At 37.0% G+C, this 20954-nt stretch carries 25 protein-coding genes; 3 read left to right on the top strand and 22 right to left on the bottom strand.

What is annotated here, in order from left to right; genetic code table 11:
- Window positions 1-82: 82 nt before the first annotated feature.
- The 19 genes from alr to hisC form a co-directional block, all read right to left on the bottom strand.
- Window positions 83-1192: an alanine racemase gene (gene alr, locus HOY35_RS07700; protein ID WP_172212053.1), complete on the bottom strand. Its 1110-nt coding sequence runs from the start codon at window positions 1190-1192 to the stop codon at window positions 83-85.
- Between the two features lie 7 nt (window positions 1193-1199).
- The gene (gene acpS / locus HOY35_RS07705; protein WP_172212051.1) at window positions 1200-1547 is read right to left on the bottom strand and encodes a holo-ACP synthase; all 348 of its coding nucleotides are present in this window, start codon (window positions 1545-1547) and stop codon (window positions 1200-1202) included.
- Window positions 1548-1559: 12 nt separating this feature from the next.
- A complete protein-coding gene (locus HOY35_RS07710) occupies window positions 1560-1769 on the bottom strand; it encodes a hypothetical protein (RefSeq protein ID WP_172212049.1) in 210 nt (69 codons plus the stop codon).
- Window positions 1770-1922: a hypothetical protein gene (locus HOY35_RS07715; RefSeq protein WP_172212047.1), complete on the bottom strand. Its 153-nt coding sequence runs from the start codon at window positions 1920-1922 to the stop codon at window positions 1770-1772.
- A gap of 299 nt (window positions 1923-2221) precedes the next feature.
- Window positions 2222-2533 carry a phosphoribosyl-ATP diphosphatase gene (gene hisE, locus HOY35_RS07720; RefSeq protein WP_172212045.1) on the bottom strand — a complete coding sequence of 104 codons (312 nt, stop codon included), beginning with the start codon at window positions 2531-2533 and terminating at the stop codon, window positions 2222-2224.
- A 27-nt stretch (window positions 2534-2560) separates the two neighbouring features.
- Entirely contained in the window at window positions 2561-2884 is a 324-nt protein-coding gene (locus HOY35_RS07725; protein ID WP_172212043.1) for a YnfA family protein, read from the bottom strand.
- The gene (hisI, locus tag HOY35_RS07730) at window positions 2884-3219 is read right to left on the bottom strand and encodes a phosphoribosyl-AMP cyclohydrolase (RefSeq protein ID WP_172212041.1); all 336 of its coding nucleotides are present in this window, start codon (window positions 3217-3219) and stop codon (window positions 2884-2886) included. The genes HOY35_RS07725 and hisI overlap by 1 nt, the downstream gene beginning before the upstream one ends.
- Window positions 3220-3233: 14 nt before the next feature.
- Window positions 3234-3989: an imidazole glycerol phosphate synthase subunit HisF gene (gene hisF / locus HOY35_RS07735; protein ID WP_172212039.1), complete on the bottom strand. Its 756-nt coding sequence runs from the start codon at window positions 3987-3989 to the stop codon at window positions 3234-3236.
- Window positions 3990-4337 (bottom strand): MmcQ/YjbR family DNA-binding protein, encoded by a 348-nt coding sequence (locus HOY35_RS07740; protein WP_172212037.1) that lies wholly within the window; start codon window positions 4335-4337, stop codon window positions 3990-3992. It abuts the gene before it with no gap.
- Window positions 4327-5049 (bottom strand): 1-(5-phosphoribosyl)-5-[(5-phosphoribosylamino)methylideneamino]imidazole-4-carboxamide isomerase, encoded by a 723-nt coding sequence (gene hisA / locus HOY35_RS07745; protein WP_172212035.1) that lies wholly within the window; start codon window positions 5047-5049, stop codon window positions 4327-4329. Before hisA ends, HOY35_RS07740 begins: the two co-directional genes overlap by 11 nt.
- On the bottom strand, window positions 5027-5650 hold the full coding sequence (hisH, locus tag HOY35_RS07750; RefSeq protein WP_172212033.1) for an imidazole glycerol phosphate synthase subunit HisH: 624 nt from the start codon (window positions 5648-5650) through the stop codon (window positions 5027-5029). Before hisH ends, hisA begins: the two co-directional genes overlap by 23 nt.
- Window positions 5650-6234 carry an imidazoleglycerol-phosphate dehydratase HisB gene (hisB, locus tag HOY35_RS07755; protein WP_172212031.1) on the bottom strand — a complete coding sequence of 195 codons (585 nt, stop codon included), beginning with the start codon at window positions 6232-6234 and terminating at the stop codon, window positions 5650-5652. Before hisB ends, hisH begins: the two co-directional genes overlap by 1 nt.
- A gap of 34 nt (window positions 6235-6268) precedes the next feature.
- Window positions 6269-6928: a phosphoserine phosphatase SerB gene (gene serB / locus HOY35_RS07760; RefSeq protein WP_172212029.1), complete on the bottom strand. Its 660-nt coding sequence runs from the start codon at window positions 6926-6928 to the stop codon at window positions 6269-6271.
- A gap of 85 nt (window positions 6929-7013) precedes the next feature.
- Complete coding sequence (locus tag HOY35_RS07765) at window positions 7014-8699, bottom strand: hypothetical protein (RefSeq protein WP_172212027.1); 1686 nt, start codon at window positions 8697-8699, stop codon at window positions 7014-7016.
- 2 nt (window positions 8700-8701) lie between these two features.
- Complete coding sequence (locus HOY35_RS07770; RefSeq protein ID WP_172212025.1) at window positions 8702-9409, bottom strand: ATP-binding cassette domain-containing protein; 708 nt, start codon at window positions 9407-9409, stop codon at window positions 8702-8704.
- 30 nt (window positions 9410-9439) lie between these two features.
- Window positions 9440-10720 carry a histidinol dehydrogenase gene (hisD, locus tag HOY35_RS07775; protein ID WP_172212023.1) on the bottom strand — a complete coding sequence of 427 codons (1281 nt, stop codon included), beginning with the start codon at window positions 10718-10720 and terminating at the stop codon, window positions 9440-9442.
- A complete protein-coding gene (hisG, locus tag HOY35_RS07780) occupies window positions 10701-11363 on the bottom strand; it encodes an ATP phosphoribosyltransferase (protein ID WP_172212021.1) in 663 nt (220 codons plus the stop codon). The genes hisD and hisG overlap by 20 nt, the downstream gene beginning before the upstream one ends.
- Window positions 11356-12522, bottom strand: coding sequence for an ATP phosphoribosyltransferase regulatory subunit (locus HOY35_RS07785; RefSeq protein ID WP_172212019.1), 1167 nt, complete (start codon window positions 12520-12522; stop codon window positions 11356-11358). Before HOY35_RS07785 ends, hisG begins: the two co-directional genes overlap by 8 nt.
- Window positions 12519-13586: a histidinol-phosphate transaminase gene (hisC, locus tag HOY35_RS07790; RefSeq protein WP_172212017.1), complete on the bottom strand. Its 1068-nt coding sequence runs from the start codon at window positions 13584-13586 to the stop codon at window positions 12519-12521. The genes HOY35_RS07785 and hisC overlap by 4 nt, the downstream gene beginning before the upstream one ends.
- Window positions 13587-14736: 1150 nt before the next feature.
- Between hisC and HOY35_RS07795 the strand changes: the two genes are divergently transcribed.
- The 3 genes from HOY35_RS07795 (at window position 14737) to HOY35_RS07805 (ending at window position 17767) form a co-directional block, all read left to right on the top strand.
- Entirely contained in the window at window positions 14737-15507 is a 771-nt protein-coding gene (locus HOY35_RS07795; protein ID WP_172212015.1) for a PHP domain-containing protein, read from the top strand.
- 14 nt (window positions 15508-15521) lie between these two features.
- Window positions 15522-17009: a threonine synthase gene (gene thrC / locus HOY35_RS07800; protein WP_172212013.1), complete on the top strand. Its 1488-nt coding sequence runs from the start codon at window positions 15522-15524 to the stop codon at window positions 17007-17009.
- 344 nt (window positions 17010-17353) lie between these two features.
- On the top strand, window positions 17354-17767 hold the full coding sequence (locus HOY35_RS07805; protein WP_172212011.1) for a hypothetical protein: 414 nt from the start codon (window positions 17354-17356) through the stop codon (window positions 17765-17767).
- 194 nt (window positions 17768-17961) lie between these two features.
- Here the strand turns inward: HOY35_RS07805 and nadE are convergent, their stop codons facing one another.
- The 3 genes from nadE to HOY35_RS07820 all read right to left on the bottom strand — a co-directional run bounded on the left by nadE (window position 17962) and on the right by HOY35_RS07820 (window position 20952).
- Window positions 17962-18786 (bottom strand): ammonia-dependent NAD(+) synthetase, encoded by an 825-nt coding sequence (gene nadE, locus HOY35_RS07810; protein ID WP_172212009.1) that lies wholly within the window; start codon window positions 18784-18786, stop codon window positions 17962-17964.
- Window positions 18787-18804: 18 nt separating this feature from the next.
- Window positions 18805-20268: a nicotinate phosphoribosyltransferase gene (locus HOY35_RS07815; protein WP_172211999.1), complete on the bottom strand. Its 1464-nt coding sequence runs from the start codon at window positions 20266-20268 to the stop codon at window positions 18805-18807.
- Window positions 20269-20388: 120 nt separating this feature from the next.
- Entirely contained in the window at window positions 20389-20952 is a 564-nt protein-coding gene (locus HOY35_RS07820; RefSeq protein WP_172211998.1) for a DNA-3-methyladenine glycosylase I, read from the bottom strand.
- Window positions 20953-20954: the final 2 nt, after the last annotated feature.

The raw sequence follows: 20954 nt of genomic DNA on the forward strand, positions 1-20954 counted from the left end.
TTTCTTATTTTTATAGACTTTAAAGTGAGTATAACAAATAAAGTCAAATAATTCTAGCTTGACAAGCTAGTCTATTTAATTCTTAATCTTTGATTTGGAAAATGCGGGGAATTCTATCTGACAGGCCACAGGTAATCTCATAATTAATCGTCTGACTAAACTCTGCGACCGAAGTCGCACTCACCTCTTCATCTCGGTCTTTGCCAATCAAGGTCACTTTAGTACCGATTGAAAACGACCTTGGCAAGCGTAGCATCAATTGATCCATACAAATCCTACCGACAATCTCACAATACTCACCTTCTACTAAAACCTTAAAGCCTTGTAAGCGTCTCAACCAGCCATCAGCGTAGCCGATTGGCACAGTGCCAATCCATTCGTTTGTTTTTGTTTCGTAGGTTGCGCCATAGCTAATAAATTCATCCTTTTTAACCTGCTTGACGTATGAAAGCTGACTAATAAGAGCAAGTGCTGGCTTTAATTCAAAGGGTAAGTCCAAGGTCTTACCAGAGGGATTTAAGCCATACATACCAATGCCATAGCGAATCAGATTGCCATCACATTGTTGATGCCAAAAAGCTGTTGCTGTATTGCTGACATGAACATATTTTGGGATCACCGCTAAGGCCGATTTCAATTTTTTAAAACGCTGTACCTGACGATTAAAATAATCAGTCGTTGCTTCATCCGCAGTCGCAAAATGAGTGAATACGCCTTCTAATTGTAGATTTAAACGATTGATTAATCGCTCCGCAGCTTTAACCTCTTCAACATTTCTCAGACCAATCCGCCCCATACCTGTATCAAGCTTTAGATGAATCTTAAGCTTGGCTAAATCAGCATTAAAAGCTAGTGCTTCTAAAAAATATAAGCTGGCAACTGTCAGCGTAATTTGATTGGCAATTGCTAAATCAATATAAGCAACTGGAATTTCACTCAAAACCAGAATTGGACTTGAAATGCCATTTTTTCTTAAATCCAAGGCCTCATCTAAATTAGAAACACAAAGTCCGCTCACTCCCGAGCTCAAGGCTGCTTTAGCAACCTCAACAGCACCATGACCATAGCCATTAGCCTTGACAACTGCAAAAATTTCCGAATTATTACTATGCCTCTGTTCTTGCTTAATATTCCAGCATATCGCGTCTAAATCTATTAAGGCAACAGTTGGACGATGTTTAGAATTAATCATTTCCTGCTCACTTTCCTTCAATGACAACAAAAGCAATAGCACCAGTATTCGTATGACTTAGTGATATTTCCGCCTGACCATTTATTTTTGGAAATTTTGAAAAATAGGGCGCACCGTTGTCCTCATTCAATACCTCTATCTCCTGAAAGCTTAGCTTACCAATCCCAGTGCCATACGCCTTGGCAAACGCTTCTTTAGCCACCCAACGACCTGCTAAATACTCAATTTTCCTTTTAGTATTTAATTGATTAAAAACTTGGTATTCATTCTCCGTCAGCACCCGCAAAACAAAGCGTGGCTTTTGAATCAATTCCGTAAATCGACTCAGCTCCTCCATGTCAACACCAATTCTCATCTGCCACCTCTTCTAAATTTCTTGATAGGCCTGCCGAAGTAAAAAGCCTAAGCTCACAACAAGGGCTATTTCCAAGGCCGAGGCATTAGCTATTCCAAAAATCAGACCGCAGGCACCTGCGATAAGCAGAGTTATAATGCAAATACCTGCCGTGTCTTTGATATCTTGATTAAAAAATAAAAAATAACAGCCTAGTAAAACAATAATTAAAATGATTTGCATTTACTTACGATCCACCCTTTCATTATTTTCCATCAATTGCACGCCTAATTCGCGTAATTTCTGTCTCAGCTCACTTGCTTTTTCTTTATTGTTTTGCATTAAATAACCTAAAAATTGATTTAATGTTTTTTCGTACTCATCTTTACTTACCATGATTAACCCTCAATTCCAAACATCTGCTACTAGACGATATTTAGTGCGCTGCTAGTGCTCTATAAACTATGTAAAGTTAATTATAAAGAATGATAACGGGCTTTGTAAAGTAAGGAGAATAAAACTTAAGTAATTTAATACAACTAAAAAAGCGACAAAGCATTACCGCCTGTCGACTTGATAAAAGAGCCCTGATTGGTTAGAATTGCTGCAATAGTATCTTTAAAAATAATCATTGATTATGCTATATGCTATTTTAACAGTTTATTTGAATTTTTAAGCGTCGATTATCTCAGCAATTAATATTTATCAATTTCCTTTCGATCATGAACATTGCTTTGCTTACCGACCCTTTTACCCAACTCTTCAGAAATAGCTTCTAAGCTAATCCCTTTTTCTGCTAATAAAACAAGCATATGATAGACTAAATCACCGGTCTCCGAAATTAATTCTTGATTATCGTTTTTGGCAGCAATCACTACCTCAGTAGCCTCCTCACCAACCTTTTTTAAAATCTTATCTAAGCCCTTATCAAAGAGGTAGTTGGTGTATGAACCTTCTTTAGGGCTCGCTTGGCGGTCTAAAATTTCTTGGTAAAGTTCGTTAATCATTTGTTACTTCCCTTCTTTATGTAAACATTATTGTCTTGGTGCATACAAAATAATTATAGCACCAATCAAACAAAAAATTGCACCTAAACAATCGTAAAAGTCGGGTGTTTTTTTATCAAATAACCAGCCCCACAACAACGAAAGTACAATAAAAATACCACCATAGGCTGCATAAACACGACTAAAATCTGGAAATTTCTGATAAGTCGCAATCACGCCATATAAAATGAGCAAAATACCACCTAAAAAACCCAGCAACCCAGTTTTATCTGCTCTAAGCCACTGCCAAATCAAGTATCCACCACCGATTTCAGCTAAACCCGCCACAATAAATAAGAAAAATGCTTGCATTAGCTGCCCTCTGCTAAATCTATCTCATTAAAAAAACAACTGTGCGCACCGGTATGGCAGGCAGGACCTACTTGGTCAACTGAAATTAGTAATGTATCTAAATCACAATCCGCTTTAATCGTGCGCACAGCTTGAAAATGCCCACTCGTTTCACCTTTTAACCAAAGTGCATTGCGGCTTCTTGACCAATACCACATCTGACCAGTTTCCAATGTTTTTTGATAGCTCGCCTCATTCATATAGGCAAGCATCAAAACCTCGCCTGTATCGTGTTCAGTCACAATAACAGGAACTAGACCACCTTGCTTTTCAAAATCTAATTTTAGGTTTGACAATTCGTGCACCTCTCTTATCCCCTAACCTCAACACCAGCTGCTTTTAATTTCGCCTTTGTTTCTGGAATGCTAATTTCACCGTAATGAAAAACACTCGCGGCAAGGGCTGCAGTGACATCTGTTTGCTCAAGCACTTCTAAAATATCTGCTTGATTACCAGCACCACCTGAAGCAATCACAGGAACCGAAACGGCCTGACAAACGGCTTGATTAAGCGCTAAGTCATAGCCTGATTTTGTACCATCCTTGTCCATTGAGGTCAAGAGAATTTCACCAGCTCCTAACGCTACTGCTTTTTTAACCCATTCAATCGCATCGATGCCTGTATCCTCACGTCCGCCTGTCACAAAAACATGCCAGGAATCACCGACACGCTTAGCGTCAACAGCTACGACAATACATTGATTACCAAATTTTTCTGCCCCTTGAGAAATTAGGTCTGGATTATTAATCGCTGACGAATTAATTGCCACCTTATCAGCCCCTGCTCTGAGCATTCTATTCATATCCTCAACTGATCGAATCCCACCACCGACGGTGAAGGGAATAAAAACCTGGTCGGCCGTTTTTTCCACGACTTCGACCATCGTACCACGCTTTTGATGCGTTGCTGTAATGTCAAGGAAAACCAGTTCATCACAACCCTGTTCATAATAGGCCTTAGCAATCTCAACTGGATCGCCGACATCTGTTAAGTTGACAAAATTAATCCCTTTGACAACACGACCCTCTGTCACATCTAGGCAAGGAATGATTCTTTTAGCTAACATTTATACCCCCAATCGTTGACGTTCTTTTTTCGATAACTTTGAAACAACCAGCTGATAGCTTTCCAAAATCAACTGTTCTAGCTCAGGCAAGCCAAGCTCGGTATTTTCTTGCATTAAAACGCTATTCCAATGTGTTTTATTCATGTAATAGCCAGCAATTATCGCTGAAAATTGTTCACGCAACCGTTCGTTTTTTTCTGGTGTATTTTTAAGTGTTAAATACCGCTCGTTGAGGTAACCAAAAATCTTGCCACCAATATCAAAACGATAACATTCCCACTGCTGATACCAATAAACTTCACTTGCGGTCAATTGCTTGGCGTAATTTAGCAGCTCGTCATTTTCCATCAAAATCTCCCAGATTGTCAAGGCTAATTGCACCGCTGTAATAGGCTTTGCCGACAATTGTGCCAGCTACACCAATCGCCCTTAGCTTAGTTAAATCCGCTAGCTCGGCAATGCCACCTGAGGCAATAACCTCTGCCGTTGTTAAAGCCGCTTGCAATTTTTCATAATGCTCAAAATTAGGACCGGTCAACGTCCCATCCCGATCAACATCGGTATAGACAAATAAGTTAACGCCAATTTTCTCCATCGCCAAGGCTAAGCTAATAAAATCAACATCTGAGGTTTCCAGCCAGCCCTCAGTTGCCACCATTCCAGCTTTGGCATCAATACCGACGACAATTTTAGTCGCGCCAAACTGCGCAATCGCTTGTTTGACAAAGTCAGGCGATTTAACCGCCATTGAGCCGATGATGATCCGATCAATGCCGGCGTTTAAATAGGCTTCGATTTGTTCAAGCGTCCGAATACCACCACCAACCTGAATTTTCAAGCCTGTTGTCGCCTTGATTTCAGCAATTAATTTGGCATTGGTGGCTTGACCCTCTAAAGCACCATCTAGGTCAACGACATGGATGAAATCAATTCCTGCCTGAGCAAAGACTTTGGCTTGTGCTAAGGGGCTTTCATTAACCACCGTTTCTTGATTGAAATCACCCTTATATAAGCGAACGGCACGCCCATTCTTAATATCAATTGCGGGTAGAATTTGCATAGACATACTCCTTAAAATTTAATAGTATTTCTTGGCCAGTCTCGCCTGACTTTTCAGGATGAAACTGTGCGCCGAAGACATTCCCGTTTGAAATAATTGCCGGAACAGTCATTGAATATTGACTGACTGCATCTAAGTATGCATTTGGCACGTCGGTATAATAACTATGCACAAAATAAACGTATTCGCCGTTAATTCCTTTGGTTAGAGCGTTTTCCTGTTGGACTTTTAGTTGATTCCAGCCCATATGAGGTACTGGAAAACCAGACTGACTTGGAATTAATTTACAGCTGCCCGGTATAAAACCAAATCCTTTAGTGTAATGATGCTCTTCACTGCTCTCTAATAGTAATTGCATACCCAGACAAACGCCTAATAGTGGTTTTCCCTTTGCAACAGCTGCTTTAATAACCTCAACTAAGCCCCGCTTTTCTAGCGCCTGCATCGCCAAAGGGAATGCACCAACTCCCGGTAAGATTAAGCCATCCGCTGCTCTAATTTCAGCAGCATCACTTGACAGCTTGGATTCCAAACCAATTTTAGTTAACGCTCTCATCACATTTCTTGTATTGCCTGCATCATAATCTATCACAATAATCATTACAACACACCCTTTGTAGAATTCACGCCTTTAATTTCAGGATTAATTGTAATCGCCTCACGCAAAGCACGACCAGTAGCTTTAAATAAGCTTTCAATTTTATGATGCGTGTTCTTTCCATGTATAATTTTTAGATGAAGGTTCATCTGTACATTAAATGCAAGCGCTTGGAAAAATTCTTCAGCCAGTTCCGTATCAAATAAGCCAAGCTTTGGATTATCAAAGGTTGCATCAAAGACTAAAAAGCTGCGGCCAGATAAATCAAGACTCGCCATACCTAATGTTTCGTCCATTGGTACAAAACTGGTGCCATAGCGATTAATACCTGACTTATTTCCAAGTGCTTCTTTAATTGCTTGACCAAGAACAATGCCGACATCTTCAACTGTATGGTGACTATCTACATCAATATCGCCATCAGCATCTACCACGAGGGAAATTCTTGAATGCCGTGCAAATAAAGTCAGCATATGATCAAAAAAGCCAACACCAGTATTAATTTGAACCGGCTCTTGTGCATCTAAATTAAGTGAAAGTTTAATTTTGGTTTCAAAAGTATTTCGTTCTATTCTTGCTTGACGCATATCTACACCTTGCCTTTCTTCTTATCCAAATCGCTTAAGCAATAAAATGATCATTTGTTTCAATAATTTTTAATACTTGTAATAGATTACGTTCGTCAATTACATAGGGTGCTTGACTTTGTACAACAGGCTTAGCATCAAAAGCGATACCAATTCCTGCCGCCTGAATCATTAACAAATCATTTGCCCCATCACCAACTGCTACTGTCTGCGACAGGGGTAAAGCTAGTTGCTTTGACCACGCTTTTAATTTTGCTAATTTAACGTCTTTAGTAACAATTTCGCCAACGACCTGACCAGATAGCTGACCATCAATTATCTCTAATCGGTTCGCCTTGACAAAATCTATATTAGCCTGTTGAGCCAATCGATCAACCGTTTCATGAAAGCCACCTGAAACAACACCAACCGACCAGCCAGCAAATTTTAATTTTGCAATTAATTCAACAGCACCAGTTGTAAAGCTAATCTGTTTGGCTACCTCATCAAAGACAGTAGCCGGTAAGCCCTTTAAAAGACCAACACGTTCGCGAAGCGCAGCTTCAAAATTCAGCTCGCCATTCATCGCTCTAGAAGTGATACTTGCTACCTGTTCACCGACACCAGCAATTTCACCTAGGATATCAATACCCTCTTGATTAATTAATGTACTATCAACATCCATAACTAGAAGCCCTTTTTTTAATTCAGCCATCTTCATCTCCAAATTCTAAAATGCCAAAATGGTTCATCCTGACAACTACAAAATAGACATTATTCTTTTTAATATACAAAATCCGCTATTTCAATCTAAATGTCTTAGGCGCCTTTAATCTAACCATCATTAAGCCGAGACCAACATATAAAACAATGACAATTGAAATAATTAGAACATATAATATTGTGCTGTTGAAGAAGCCCTCAACATTATAATTATAAATACAGAAAAAATAAAAAATCCAATTAATAAATTGAAAAGCTGGATTTTTTGCTTTTCCCTCTCTGTCAAAGGGCTGTAAAATATAGTATAAAAATAATTCATGAAATGAAAATAATAAATTCATCGCGATACCATAAAAAATAATTAAACCATAAATTGCAGGTGAAATATTTTCACCAAATAATAAAATTATCGCAAAAATATTAAGAAAAATACCAATGATAATTGGTGTATTTACAATAAAGGATTGCTTTAGTCGATCTAAAAAGCTGCCTAAAATAGCTGATTTCGTTCGATAAAATGGATAGTTCAGCATCGCTTTATCACATTTCAAGTAATAAATCGCCACAATTTCTTTAGATAAATTCAAAATATAAACTATCGGAAACAAGCTTGGTAAAGCTTTAGCGACTTGATTACTGTCCATGATCAACATATTTTGTGAATTAGTCATGGTGAGATAGAAATAAAAGCCAATAATAATTAACAGCAAACCAATCAAAAAGCCAAGTCGCCAAAGTAGCTTTTTGCTAAAAACCTTTTGATAACGTTTAAACAGTAGGTGATTAAGCAATTGAATACCCGAATAACGATTAAATAAAGCACTCTCGTCAGTCGCTTCAATTTTCTGACTTGCCCTTTGCGCAGCAAGTATACCTGTTGAGCCTTGATTGGTCTTAGCTTTAGCATAAGCCTCGTCACGATATGCCTGTTTAATAAATATCCTCTGGATAAAGCCTTGCTTAAAGGCTATTCTATTAACCCAAAAATAACTAAAAACAGCAAGTAAAGCTATCGTTAAGGTTACTAGATTCGTCCAAACAATCGTTTGAAAGATGGTAAAATAAATAACCGCAAAGCCGCCGATAATTAAAATTGAAAAACCATAAATCCAACGTACTATTTCACCATGTAACCAATCAATCACTTTCAGCCAAAAGGCTTGGGCAGCAATTATCATCGAAATATTAAGAAACAATAAGCGACAGGCAAATGGTAGTATGATTGCAATCAATATTTGATGATAAAACCAACCAAATAAAAATAGCGGGACGAGATAGGCTAGAGAACTGATAACCAAATTAATCCGATAATATTTTTTTAAGGTTTCACTATATGAAAGCTGATATATCTTTGCGAAATCGACCAAATTAAATAACGTTTTGCCCGAAGCATCAAGGAAATTTAAACGTTCAAAAAGACAAAAGAAAAGAAAAATTGTGATTGTCCAATTAAACACCTCAGGTGCAGTAAAATTTGACGGGTTCAATAGCTGATTACCACCTGGCGACACAATATAATGAGCTAAAAAGGCAATTAACCACGCTAAAAATATTAATAACCCTTTTTTAATTATCGTAATTGGTAAATAAAGCCATTTCAGCAAAATCAAAAGTGCTGTTTTTAAATCAATCATTTGATAAAATTTTGGGGATATCTTTTTACCAATCAAGGGCAAGCGTCGAAGCCAAAACCAGAGACTATTAAGCAAAACAGTGCTTTGAATTTGCACATAATTCATATAAAAGTTCAAATAATCTCTCATGATTATTCACCTTCACTTAAAATTGCTACAATATCTTTTTCAAAATCCGCCGATTGTAGCTTTTCTCGGTTTAAAACCTCAAGCTGTTTATCATGCAATAGTACAATTTCATCACAAAGCTCCTGCGCCAATTCTAAAATATGAGTTGAAAAAATAACAATTGCATTCGTTTTAAGCTCTCTTATTCTCTCTTTTACTTCAAATGCGGCAACCGGATCAAAGCTTGTTAATGGTTCATCTAATAAGTAGACTGGGGCATTAGTAATTTCAGTCACTAGCATCTGGACCTTGTTTTTCATACCATGTGAGTAATCTCTTAATAAAATGTTTTGATCACTGATTTTAATCCCATATTTTAAAAGATTTTCACTGGCCGATAATTTTGTAGTTAAACGTTCCTGATTAAGAGCCATTACGAATTTAACAAATTCTAAGCCAGTCATAAAATCAGGTAAATTTGTATTAGTCGTTACAAAACCGATTTCTGTATTATCATAATCCCTATGTTCAATGTCATCCTGATCAATAATCGAAATTTGACCACTATCAATTTTTAAATTGTGTGCAATGCAGTTAAATAATGTTGTTTTACCAGCACCATTGCGCCCCAATAAACCATATATCTTACCAGTTTCAAAGGTAAAATTAAGCTTATCAAATAATTGCTTATCATCGAAGGACTTACTTACATTATTTAAAACTAATTTCATTAATACTCCCTTTCCCAAAAAAACTAAAAATTAATCTCTAATCTCAATCGCCTTAGCATGCCCCTGCAAAGATTCCTTATAGGCTAACGCAGTAATATACGGTGCTGCCTTTACCAAAGCCGCTTTATCATAATAGGTATATTGCATTCGTTTAATAAAATCGTGAACACCAAGCGCTGATGAAAAACGGGAGGTACCATTGGTTGGTAATACATGATTCGTACCTGCAAAATAATCACCGACTGGCTCGCTTGTATATTTACCTAAGAAAATTGAACCAGCATTTTTTATCTTACCCAAATATTTAATTGGATCCTCAAGCTCAATCTCCAAATGCTCAGGCGCAACCTTGTTCATTAACTCAAACATATGATCAATCGTATCTGTAACAATTACACGACCATTATTTTCAATCGCCGGTCGAGCAATCGTCTCACGTGGTAGCTTAGCTAATTGACGTTCGATTTCTTTATCTACTGCCTTAGCAAACGGCAGTGAATTAGTAACTAAAATCGCACGTGCCAGCTTATCATGCTCAGCTTGAGAGAGTAAATCTGCCGCAACATAGGCAGGATTGGCACTTTCATCTGCAATCACTCCCACCTCAGACGGTCCAGCAATCATATCTATGCCAACTTGTCCAAAGACCTGCTTTTTAGCCGTTGCAACGAAAATATTACCAGGACCAACAATCTTATCAACCTGTGGTATCGTCTCTGTCCCAAAGGCCGCAGCAGCAATTCCCTGCGCACCACCGACCTGATAAATTTTATCAACACCTGCCAATCTGGCTGCAACGAGTATTGCGGCATTAAATTGACCATTTTTGGGCGGCGGTGTCAGCATAATAATTTCTGAAACACCTGCGATTTTAGCAGGCAGGGTATTCATTAAAACACTTGAAGGGTAGGCAGCAGTTCCACCAGGCACATAAACTGCAATTTTTTCTAAAGGTAAGATAAGCTGTCCACGTATGACGCCTTCTGAGGGAAAATCCGTAAAGCCTTGTTCCTTTTGATGCTCATGATATGAAATAATATTTGCCTTAGCAAGCTTTAGGGCTTCTAAAACCTCAGGCTCAATTTGTTCAAAGGCGGCATCAATTAAATCTTCTGCAACTAATAATTGACTAAGCTGAACCTCATCAAATTTAGCGGTATAAGCCAATAGTGCTTGATCACCATTCACTTTAACATTTTCAATAATCTCAGAAACCAACGCTTCAACCTGTTCATTTTTTTGGTTAAGCGCGATTTGCTCCTGCTTTAATATTTCAACAATTTCTTCAACACTACCTGTTAACTGCTTCATCAAAGCTCACCTCTTCTTTCCCTACAATTTCTTCTAATTGATTGACAAAAGGCATCACGGCAGGATTACTTTTTATCGCCGCTTTATTCGCAATCAAACGAGCAGAAATACGACAAATATCCTCAAAAACAACCAGCCCGTTTTCCTTCAAGGTATTACCTGTTTCAACAATATCTACAATTGCATCAGCTAAATGAAGAATTGGAGAAATTTCCACTGAACCCTCAATTTTTATAATTTCAACATCTTCATTTCTCGAATTAAAATAATCACTTGCAACCGTTGGATACTTAGAAGCTATTCGCTTGCGCTTATGATCTTTTGCATCATATTTAGGTGTTGAAGCAACCGAAAACTTACAGATGCCGATATTTAAATCTAGCATTTCATAATAACCATAAGGATGCTCGATTAATACATCCTTACCAACCACACCTAAATCAGCCACGCCATGACGAACATAAGTGGTAACGTCAGGCGCCTTTACTAATAAGAAACGTAATCGGCCATCGGGGCTTTCAAAAATCAATTTTCTTTTTTTATCCTTAATAAAGGTCATATCAAAACCAGCTTTTTCTAGCAATTTTACCGTATCTTTTTCTAAACGTCCCTTAGTCAAAGCAATTGTAATTGGCTTAGTCAATTTGAACCTCCCTTTTAACTAGCTGGTTATTATTAAAATACCATACTTCCTCATAATGCCATTTTTTTGCAAAGCTCATAGTTTCTTCAAGCTCCGTAAATAAAGACAGTTCAACAGTTTCACTAACTAAATCAGCAACATTTTTAGCTTCATCAATATTAAAATGTAAAAGAACCTTATTTTTCAAACGTCTTGTATTAGATTTATACAGCGAATCGAAAACTGATTCGAGATTGATTGCCCAGCCAACAGAGCTAGTAGACTCCATATTAAACCGTTTAAAGAGGTAGTCGTAGCGACCGCCACTTAGAAAATTCTCAGGAATACCCTCGCTAAAGCTTGAAAACATAATACCTGTATAATAATCCATGACACCAACCATACCAAGATCAACACGAAGGATTTTTTGCGTTTCTGATGAAAATAGCTGATATAAGGTGTTTATCTCAGCAATGTCCTTTAAAATTGGATGTCCCTCGGGTAATAAAGTTCTTGCCTTTGTCAATACATGTGTCACATCACCAAATAATTTTGGAATTTCAGCAATAAAATTATCTAGGACACTCGGAAATTGTTTGGTAAAAGCATATAAACCGGTAATACTTTTATTTAAAAAATGTAGCTTTAGCTTCTCAGCTGCTTGCTCTGAAAGTGCTAATTCATCAATAATTTTTGTAAAAATTGCGGCATGACCAATTTCAATATTAAATTCAGGCACTTCCAATTTACGCAGGACTGATTCAGCTGATAAAATAGCCTCAACCTCTGCTTTAATTGAGGGAAAGCCGATAATCTCAACACCTGCCTGAGTAAACTCATTTTGCAGTCCCTTCATTTCATCATGATAACGAAAAACCTTACCACTATACATTAATTTTAAAGGCAGCTCGACCTTGGTCGAAGCAACCACCCTTCCGACCGGCAGGGTCATATCTGGTCGCAAGGTTAATAATCTGCCTTGATGATCGAAAAAGCGATATAGATCATCCTGATTACGTTCATCTTCAAAAACCTCAGCAAACTCAATCGTTGGGGTCTCGATACGCTGAAAGCCCCGTGTATTTAAAAATTCATTGACCTTAACCTCTAATTGATATACCCCAAGTCCACGTCTGAACAGCTTATCGTGCGTGCCAGCCGGCAATTGTTTCTTTCTCATTTACTGCCTCCGTCATTTTCTGCTAAAACATTTTTTAATAAATCAATCACCGTAATCATTTCATTTTTAGTACCAATCGATATTCTCAAATAATTATTAATTCTTTCTTTAGTTGGAAAAAAACGAACAAATACTTGATTTTTTTTCAAAGCATTAAAAATTACTGCCGCTGACTGCTGTGGATGTGTCGTTAAAACAAAATTAGTTAAGCTTGGCACAGTATTAAAGCCGATTTTATCTAGCTCAGCGATAAACCAATCACGAGTTTTTGCAATTTCACCATTAATCTCTTGATAATATTGATAATCCTCGGTTGCTGCAACTGCCAAGGTCTCCGAGATGCTATCTACTGCGTATGGATTATAAGAATTTTTAACCGCCTGAATCACACCTGTTAGATTCGGATTACCGATGCCATAACCAACCCTTAATCCAGCTAATGCAGCATCTTTGGAAAAAGTACGGGTAATGTATAAATTTTCATATTTTTTTAATAATGCCAGCACACTTTCTCCGCCAAATTCAATATAAGCCTCATCAACAATAACGACAATATCATGATATTTCTTTAGAATTTTTTCAATTTGTTCTAATGCTTTATAACGTCCTGTTGGTGCATTAGGGTTAGCCAAAACAATGCCACCAATTTTATCAGGTATCTTATTAAAGTCAAAATCAAAATTTTCATCTAGCAACACTTCTTGATATGGAATCCCAAAAAGTTCACACCAGACCGAATAAAAGCCATATGTCAAATCAGGAAAAATAATTGGATCAGATGAATTAAAGAAGCTTTGAAATGCCAAAGCCAATACATCATCACTGCCATTAGCTGTTGTTATCCAATCGGCATTAATGTTTAATCTTTTGCTAAGAGCAGAGGTTAAATGATGATTATCTAATGAAGAATACAAACGTAATTGATTTGTATCAAAATTAGCAAGCGCTGAACTCACCTTTGGAGAAGGCGGATAAGCATTTTCATTGGTATTTATTTTAATCATTTTTGAAAATTTAGGTTGATCTCCTGGAATATAAGGCTCAATTTTTCGTAATCCACGCATAAGCTACCTCTTTCTAATTATCTTTCATTTTATGATTTGATTAAGGAATTAAATATATTTTGCTATAAGCAAATGAAACATCTCAATTCTCTTCTATAAATAAAAATTTAATAAGCTTTAAAACCGGCTCAATTTATAACGTAGCTTTCAAAGAGTATGCGCGTATTAAGCCTTAGCAATAAGCTTTTAAAGCACCCTTTGATTGTGCTCGTAAAACACATACCTTTGCCACTAACCGACTCAAATTGCTTAGCAATTTTCGGAAGATAAGTGCTGTTTGAGCCTTTGAACTAAGTTTTTAAAGCGCCCTTTGGTTGCTTGTAAAAACAAGTTCAAATGCATACCTTTGCCACTAACCGACTCAAATTGCTTAGCAATTTTCGGAAGATAAGTGCTGTTTGAGCCTTTGAACTAAGTTTTTAAAGCGCCCTTTGGTTGCTTGTAAAAACAAGTTCAAATGCATACCTTTGCCACTAACCGACTCAAATTGCTTAGCAATTTTCGGAAGATAAGTGCTGTTTGAGCCTTTGAACTAAGTTTTTAAAGCGCCCTTTGGTTGCTTGTAAAAACAAGTTCAAATGCATACCTTTGCCACTAACCGACTCAAATTGCTTAGCAATTTTCGGAAGATAAGTGGCAATGGCAAAAAAGCCCCTAGCAAAATTGCTAGAGGACGTATTAACGTGTTCCCACCTCAGATTCATCAACACCTTACAGCATTGACCTCTGTGAGTCTATAACTCTGGCTATAACGTAACCAACGGCCTATCCTACTAAAATCATCATATTCAGATAAACACTCAAGAATGTGTAGACGTCCTTAATGCACTCTTTTTCATCAACCAAGAGCTTTCTTCAGCAAACCAGACGCTTCTTTCTCTCTTCATTTTGTACTATATGCTCTAATCATAATTTTTTTAAACAAAAATTGCAAGCATTGTTTAGATTTTTCTGAAAATTTGGTAAAATGTGTTAGTAGTATCATTAAAAAATTGCTAAAATTGGTCTAAAATGATTACCTAAATTATTTTTTAGTCTTAAGAAGGCCCACTATTAGAAAAATAATTTCATAGCAATATTTATAAATAAAATAAATATAGAGAATAACTCAAATTGATTATTTTAAATTATATACTAAATGGAGAAAACAATGGAATATTACGATCAGCATTTACATACTTATTTTTCATATGATGCACAGGAAAAATTTGAGAGCTATCTTGAAAATTTTGATGGCTTTGTAGTCACCACAGAACACTTTGATCTTGCTAATCCAGTTACGCATCAAGATGATGTCCCTGATTATGCTGCCTATCAAGAAAAAATAGCCGAATTAAATCAAAAATACCAAAATCGTGTTTTAAAGGGGATTGAAATTGGTTATATTGCCTCTGAAAAGGACAGAATCAAGGCTTATTTAAGGCACAAGGATTTTGATTTAAAGCTACTAAGTATTCACCATAATGGTAAATTTGACTATTTAGATGACTTTGTTGCTGATATGGATTATCGTCAAATTTTAGATGAGTATCTTAAAGCAATGAATGAAGCAATCAATGAAATTCCTGCCAATGTCCTCGCGCATTTTGATTATGGGATTCGTTTATTTGATTTGTCTGTAGATCAGCTCAAAGCTTTTGAGCCACAGCTAATCCAAATCTTTAATAATGCAATTCAACATCAACTTGCTTTTGAAGTCAATGCAAAGAGCACTCATCTCTATCATAACTTAGCACTTTATGATTATGCTTTAGATTTATACTTAGCCTTAGGCGGTAAACTCATATCATTAGGCTCTGATGGACACAAAATTGAACATTTTAGGTTGCATTTTGATGAATTACTTGCTTTAATCAAGAGCAAAGGCATCAATGAATTAGCTACCTATCAGCATGGCCAGCTAAAATTAGTTAAAATATAGAAAAGGAAGAAAAAATGACCCTATACTTTCAAAGTACACGTAATAAAAATAACAAAGTAACCGCATCTCAAGCTGTCCTACAAGGCTTAGCAGTTGATGGCGGACTCTATGTACCATCCGAATTGCCTAAATTTAATTTGAATTTTAATGAATTGTCAAAATTAAGCTATCAAGAACTAGCACTCCAAATACTACAACCATTTTTCGATGACTATACAAGTGATGAGCTTGCCTTTTGTGTCAACTCAGCTTATGATCATAAGTTTGATACACCTGAAATTGCACCATTAAAGCAAGTTGGCAATGAATTCTTTCTGGAATTATTTCATGGTTCAACAATCGCCTTTAAGGATATGGCACTTTCAATTTTACCGTACTTGATGACAACAGCGGCTAAAAAAAATCAAGTTGAAAATGAAATTGTAATTCTAACTGCCACCTCAGGAGATACTGGTAAGGCAGCCATGGCAGGCTTTGCTGATGTTCCTGGCACCTCAATCATTGTTTTTTATCCAAAGGACGGTGTTTCACAGATTCAAGAACGCCAAATGGTGACGCAAAAGGGAGATAATACCCATGTAGTAGCAATTGATGGCAATTTTGATGCTGCACAAACCAATGTTAAAAAAATGTTTAATAATCAAGCACTACGTGAAAAATTATTAGCAAATGGTAAGCAATTTTCATCCGCTAATTCAATGAATATTGGGCGCCTCTTCCCTCAAGTTGTTTATTATGTTTATGCTTATGCAAAACTGATAAAAAATGGTGCGATTAAGGCTGGTGATGCAATCAATTTTTCTGTACCAACTGGGAACTTTGGTAATATTTTAGCAGCTTATTACGCTAAGGCGATTGGCTTGCCAATAAATAAACTAATTTGTGCCTCCAATGAAAATCACGTTTTAACTGATTTCTTTAACTCAGGTGCGTATGATAAAAATCGTGATTTCTTTGTCACGACAAGTCCATCTATGGATATTTTAGTTTCAAGTAATTTAGAGAGACTTATTTTCCATCTGACAGGGAATGATGACCAAGCGACGGCACAGTTTATGTCTGAGCTTGAGACTAAAGGTGAATACCTTATTACAGAAGAGATGCAGGGTCAATTAAAAGATTTCTTTGCCAGCTATGCAACTGAGGCTCAAACAGCAGCACAAATTGCACAAACCTTTAAAAATGAAAACTATATTGAGGATCCTCACACCGCAGTTGCTGAAGCAGTTTACCAAAAATATCTCGCAAAAACAGGAGACCAGACACCTAGTGTTATCGTTTCAACTGCCAGCGCCTATAAATTTCCAAGAGTTGTTGTAGAAGCTATCAATGGCCCAGCTGAGGTAGACGATTTTGAGCTTGTTAAAATTCTAAATCAGATCAGCGATATTGAAATTCCTTTAGCAGTTAAGGATTTATTTGCTGCTAAAATTAGACATCAAACTGTTGTTGCTGAGGATGAAATGCAAGCAATTGTGACTTCTATTTTAAAAATTAAATAATTGGATAGCAGTGGGACAAGAGACGTTTGAGGACCTAGAAAAAGGTGCTAAATTACCTCACAAAAAATCGTAAACCAAGGTGCTTACTCTCTCTGATTAAAACTGTGAAAATAGACAAATCATTTATTTAGTCAGACCTTTCTATCTGACCGGATGACGTATCTATTTGAACAGTTTTGAGAGAGAAAGCCTGTCAAAACGACCCGTTTACGCTTTTTAGGCAATTTAGCCTATGAAAGGACACTGTGAGCTAGCGCTCAAGTGTATCATGCTAAACAGGCTACTATTTAAAATAATTAGCGGTAGCTCGATTTATGCAAGTCATTTATTTTAAGGGAGTGCTGATGAGAATATCAATTATGATCATTAATTTATTTTGTGGTATTGGTGCCTTATTTGGTGGCATCTTAGCCCTTTCTGTAAATAATCAGACAATTATGGGCGTCTCACAGTCGTTATTAAAAAATGCCCCCTTTAAAACTTTCTTAATTCCAGCCTTGGTGCTCATTTTAATTATCGGTCTTGGTAATTTTAGCGTTACCTATCTGCTCATAATAAATCATCAGTATGCTGCTGCTTCACTGATTTTACTGGGTATCATCCAAATGGGATTTATTTTAATTCAAATCCTAATGCTATTCGGTGCCAATCCACTACATCTTATTTTCTTTTTAATCGGCCTTTACCAAGCGATAGCTGGCGTGTCCTTTTTAAAGCAACACAATCAACAAATCCCCTTTTCAGCCAAGCAAAACTAAAATGACAATTGATTTATATTTATTACAGCCGCGTTATGCAAGGCGAATCAAAAGTATCTGAAATGGGATAGAAAATGTTTAGCGACGTAAAAAAGTGGCAAAATCACCTCGTAATTATGAACAATACGAAAGGGGTTGGGACAAAAGTCCCAACCCCTTGAGCATGTATTCAATTATCAAATCTAAGTGGATTGCTACTGCCAAAAATCATCAAAAATTGTGATTGGCATATGACGTTTGTGCTGAGTTTTCAAATACCAATTTTCAATCTTAGCCTTAGCATCCTCAGAAACAGCCTTACCTTCTGTATAATCATCAATATCATCATAAGTAACACCTAAGGCAACTTCATCAGCTAAGCCGGGCTTGCCATCTTCCAAATCTGCAGTCGGTACTTTCAAATAAATACGTTCATCAGCATTCAAGGCACGCAATAGCTGTTTACCTTGACGTTTATTAAGACGGAAAATTGGTAAAATATCAGCACCACCATCACCATATTTAGTATAGAAGCCAGTGATATTTTCAGCAGCATGATCAGTGCCTAGCACTGCGCCTGACTTTTCACCTGCAATAGCATACTGCGTAATCATTCTTTGGCGTGCTTTAATATTACCCTTAACAAAATCAGAAACCGATACCCCAGCTGACTCTAAGGCTTCAACTTGACCATCTACAGCTGCTTTAATATTAACAGTTAGGCTGACATCAGGCTGGATAAATGCCAGTGCGCGCTGAGCATCCACTTCATCCGCTTGAACGCCATATGGTAAACGAATTGCAATAAATTGATAGCGACTATCACCAGTTTCTTGACGCATCTCTTCAATTGCTAGCTGTGCTAAGCGTCCACTGAGTGACGAATCCTGTCCACCAGAAATACCAAGGACTAAAGTCTTTAGAAAGTCATTTTTTTTCAAATAGGCTTTTAAAAAATCAACCGACCTTCTGATTTCTTCCTCTGGATTAATTAATGGCTTAACACCCAATTCTTTGATAATTTCTTCTTGTAAAGTCATTGATTCCCCTCCTGTTAATTATACTTTGAACTGAGAAACTTCTTTACGAATTTTCTCAATTAGCTTCATTTTATGATCCCAAACCTCTTTGGATAAATCAACTGGATAATTTTGTGGATTTAAATCACGCTTGTATTCATCCCACAGCTTATCTAATTCTGCTCTGGCATACTGCTTAATAGTCTCTAAATCTGGCAAATCATAGACTAACTCACCACGATGGAAAATAGTTGTCAGTAAAGGGATTGCTGTGAAATCCTTGACGGTTTTATTGATAAAGGTATGCACTGGATGAAACATGAAAATTTCTTGATGCTCTCTTGGATCATCAGTGCTAAAGGTAATGTAATCGCCCTCTGATTTGCCGTCTGAATTACGGGTGATGCGCCAGACCTGCTTTTTGCCGGGGGTTGATACCTTTTCAGCATTATTAGATAATTTAATTGTATCAACCATCTGACCATTATCGTCCTCAATCGATACTAATTTATACACTGCGCCCAAGGCAGGCTGATCATAAGCAGTGATCAGCTTGGTACCAACACCCCAAACATCGATTTTAGCTTTTTGCATCTTTAGACTTAAAATTGTATTTTCATCCAAGTCATTCGAGGCATAAATTTTTGCATCAGGGAATCCTGCCTCATCAAGCTGTTCACGAACTTTTTTAGAAATATACGCCATATCGCCACTATCAATTCTGACACCAAGAAAATTAATTCGATTGCCAAATTCTTTAGCGACTCTAATGGCTGTTGGAACGCCAACTCTTAGTGTGTCATAAGTATCAACCAAAAAAACACAGTCCCGATGTGTTTCAGCATAGGCTACAAAGGCATCATAATCATTACCGTAGCTTTGAACTAAGGCATGGGCATGAGTCCCACTAACAGGAATGCCGAAAAGCTTGCCTGCACGCACATTACTCGTTGCATCAGCGCCACCAACAACAGCCGCTCGTGTTCCCCAAAGTGCTGCATCAAATTCTTGCGCACGACGAGTACCAAATTCAAGTAAAGGATCATCACCAATAACAGAGCGAATTCGAGCCGCCTTTGTCGCAATTAAGGTTTGAAAATTGACGATATTCAAAATTGCCGTTTCAACCAATTGACATTGCGCTAAAGGGCCTTCAACTTGGATGATTGGCTCATTGGCAAAAACTAAATCACCCTCTCTTGCTGAACGAACCGTGCAAGAAAATTTCAAATCTGCTAAATACCTTAAAAAGGGTTCTGGATAATTCAAAGTTTGCAAATATTCAATATCTGTCTTTGAAAAAGTCAAGCTTTTTAAATAATTAACAACGCGCTCCAAGCCAGCAAATATTGCGTAACCATTCTCAAAAGGCATTGCTCTAAAATAAACCTCAAATACAGCATGCTTTTCTGCACGTCCTTTTTCCCAATAAGTTTGCATCATATTGATTTGATAGAGATCGGTATGTAAGACCAAGCTATCATCTGAATAATTTGTAGCCATCTTAACTCCTAACCAAGATTTTAGATATAAATATCTATTTTTATTTAAAAAATGATTCCTTATCATTATACACCAGATGAAATCAATTAGACGAATCTAAACTGACATCAAGGTGTAATCTTAGACTTTTTGGTAGCAAACACAATCTACCAAATGATCATTTACAAAACCAGTCGCTTGTAAAAAAGAATAAATAATTGTCGTACCGACAAATTTAAAGCCATCCCTCTTCATTTGTTTCGATATTTGATCCGACAATTGTGTATGAGCAGGGACATCTATCATATTTTGCCAATGATTCTTAATATGGCCATCAGGTATCTGAAAAGCTAAATAATGATAAAATGATTCACCCTTTGACTGCATTTTATTAATAATTTGAGCATTGTTAATAATTGCATTGATTTTTAGGCGATTACGCACAATCCCACGATTCTGCATTAATCGTTCAACATCCGATGCCGAATACTTACTAACTGCCTCTAGATTAAAATGATCGAATGCCTGATCAAAAGCATCAAACTTATTTAAAATGGTTTGCCAAGAAAGACCTGCCTGCATTAAATCTAACGACAATTTACGAAACAGGGCTGTATCATCAGTTTCTTTCCTACCCCAAACTGTATCATGGTAGGCTTGCATTTTTTCGCTTGACATTGCCCAAGCACATCTTATTTGCTTCATCC

The sequence above is a fragment of the Enterococcus sp. MMGLQ5-1 genome (genome assembly GCF_013155265.1).
Taxonomy (GTDB): Bacteria; Bacillota; Bacilli; order Lactobacillales; family Streptococcaceae; genus MMGLQ5-1.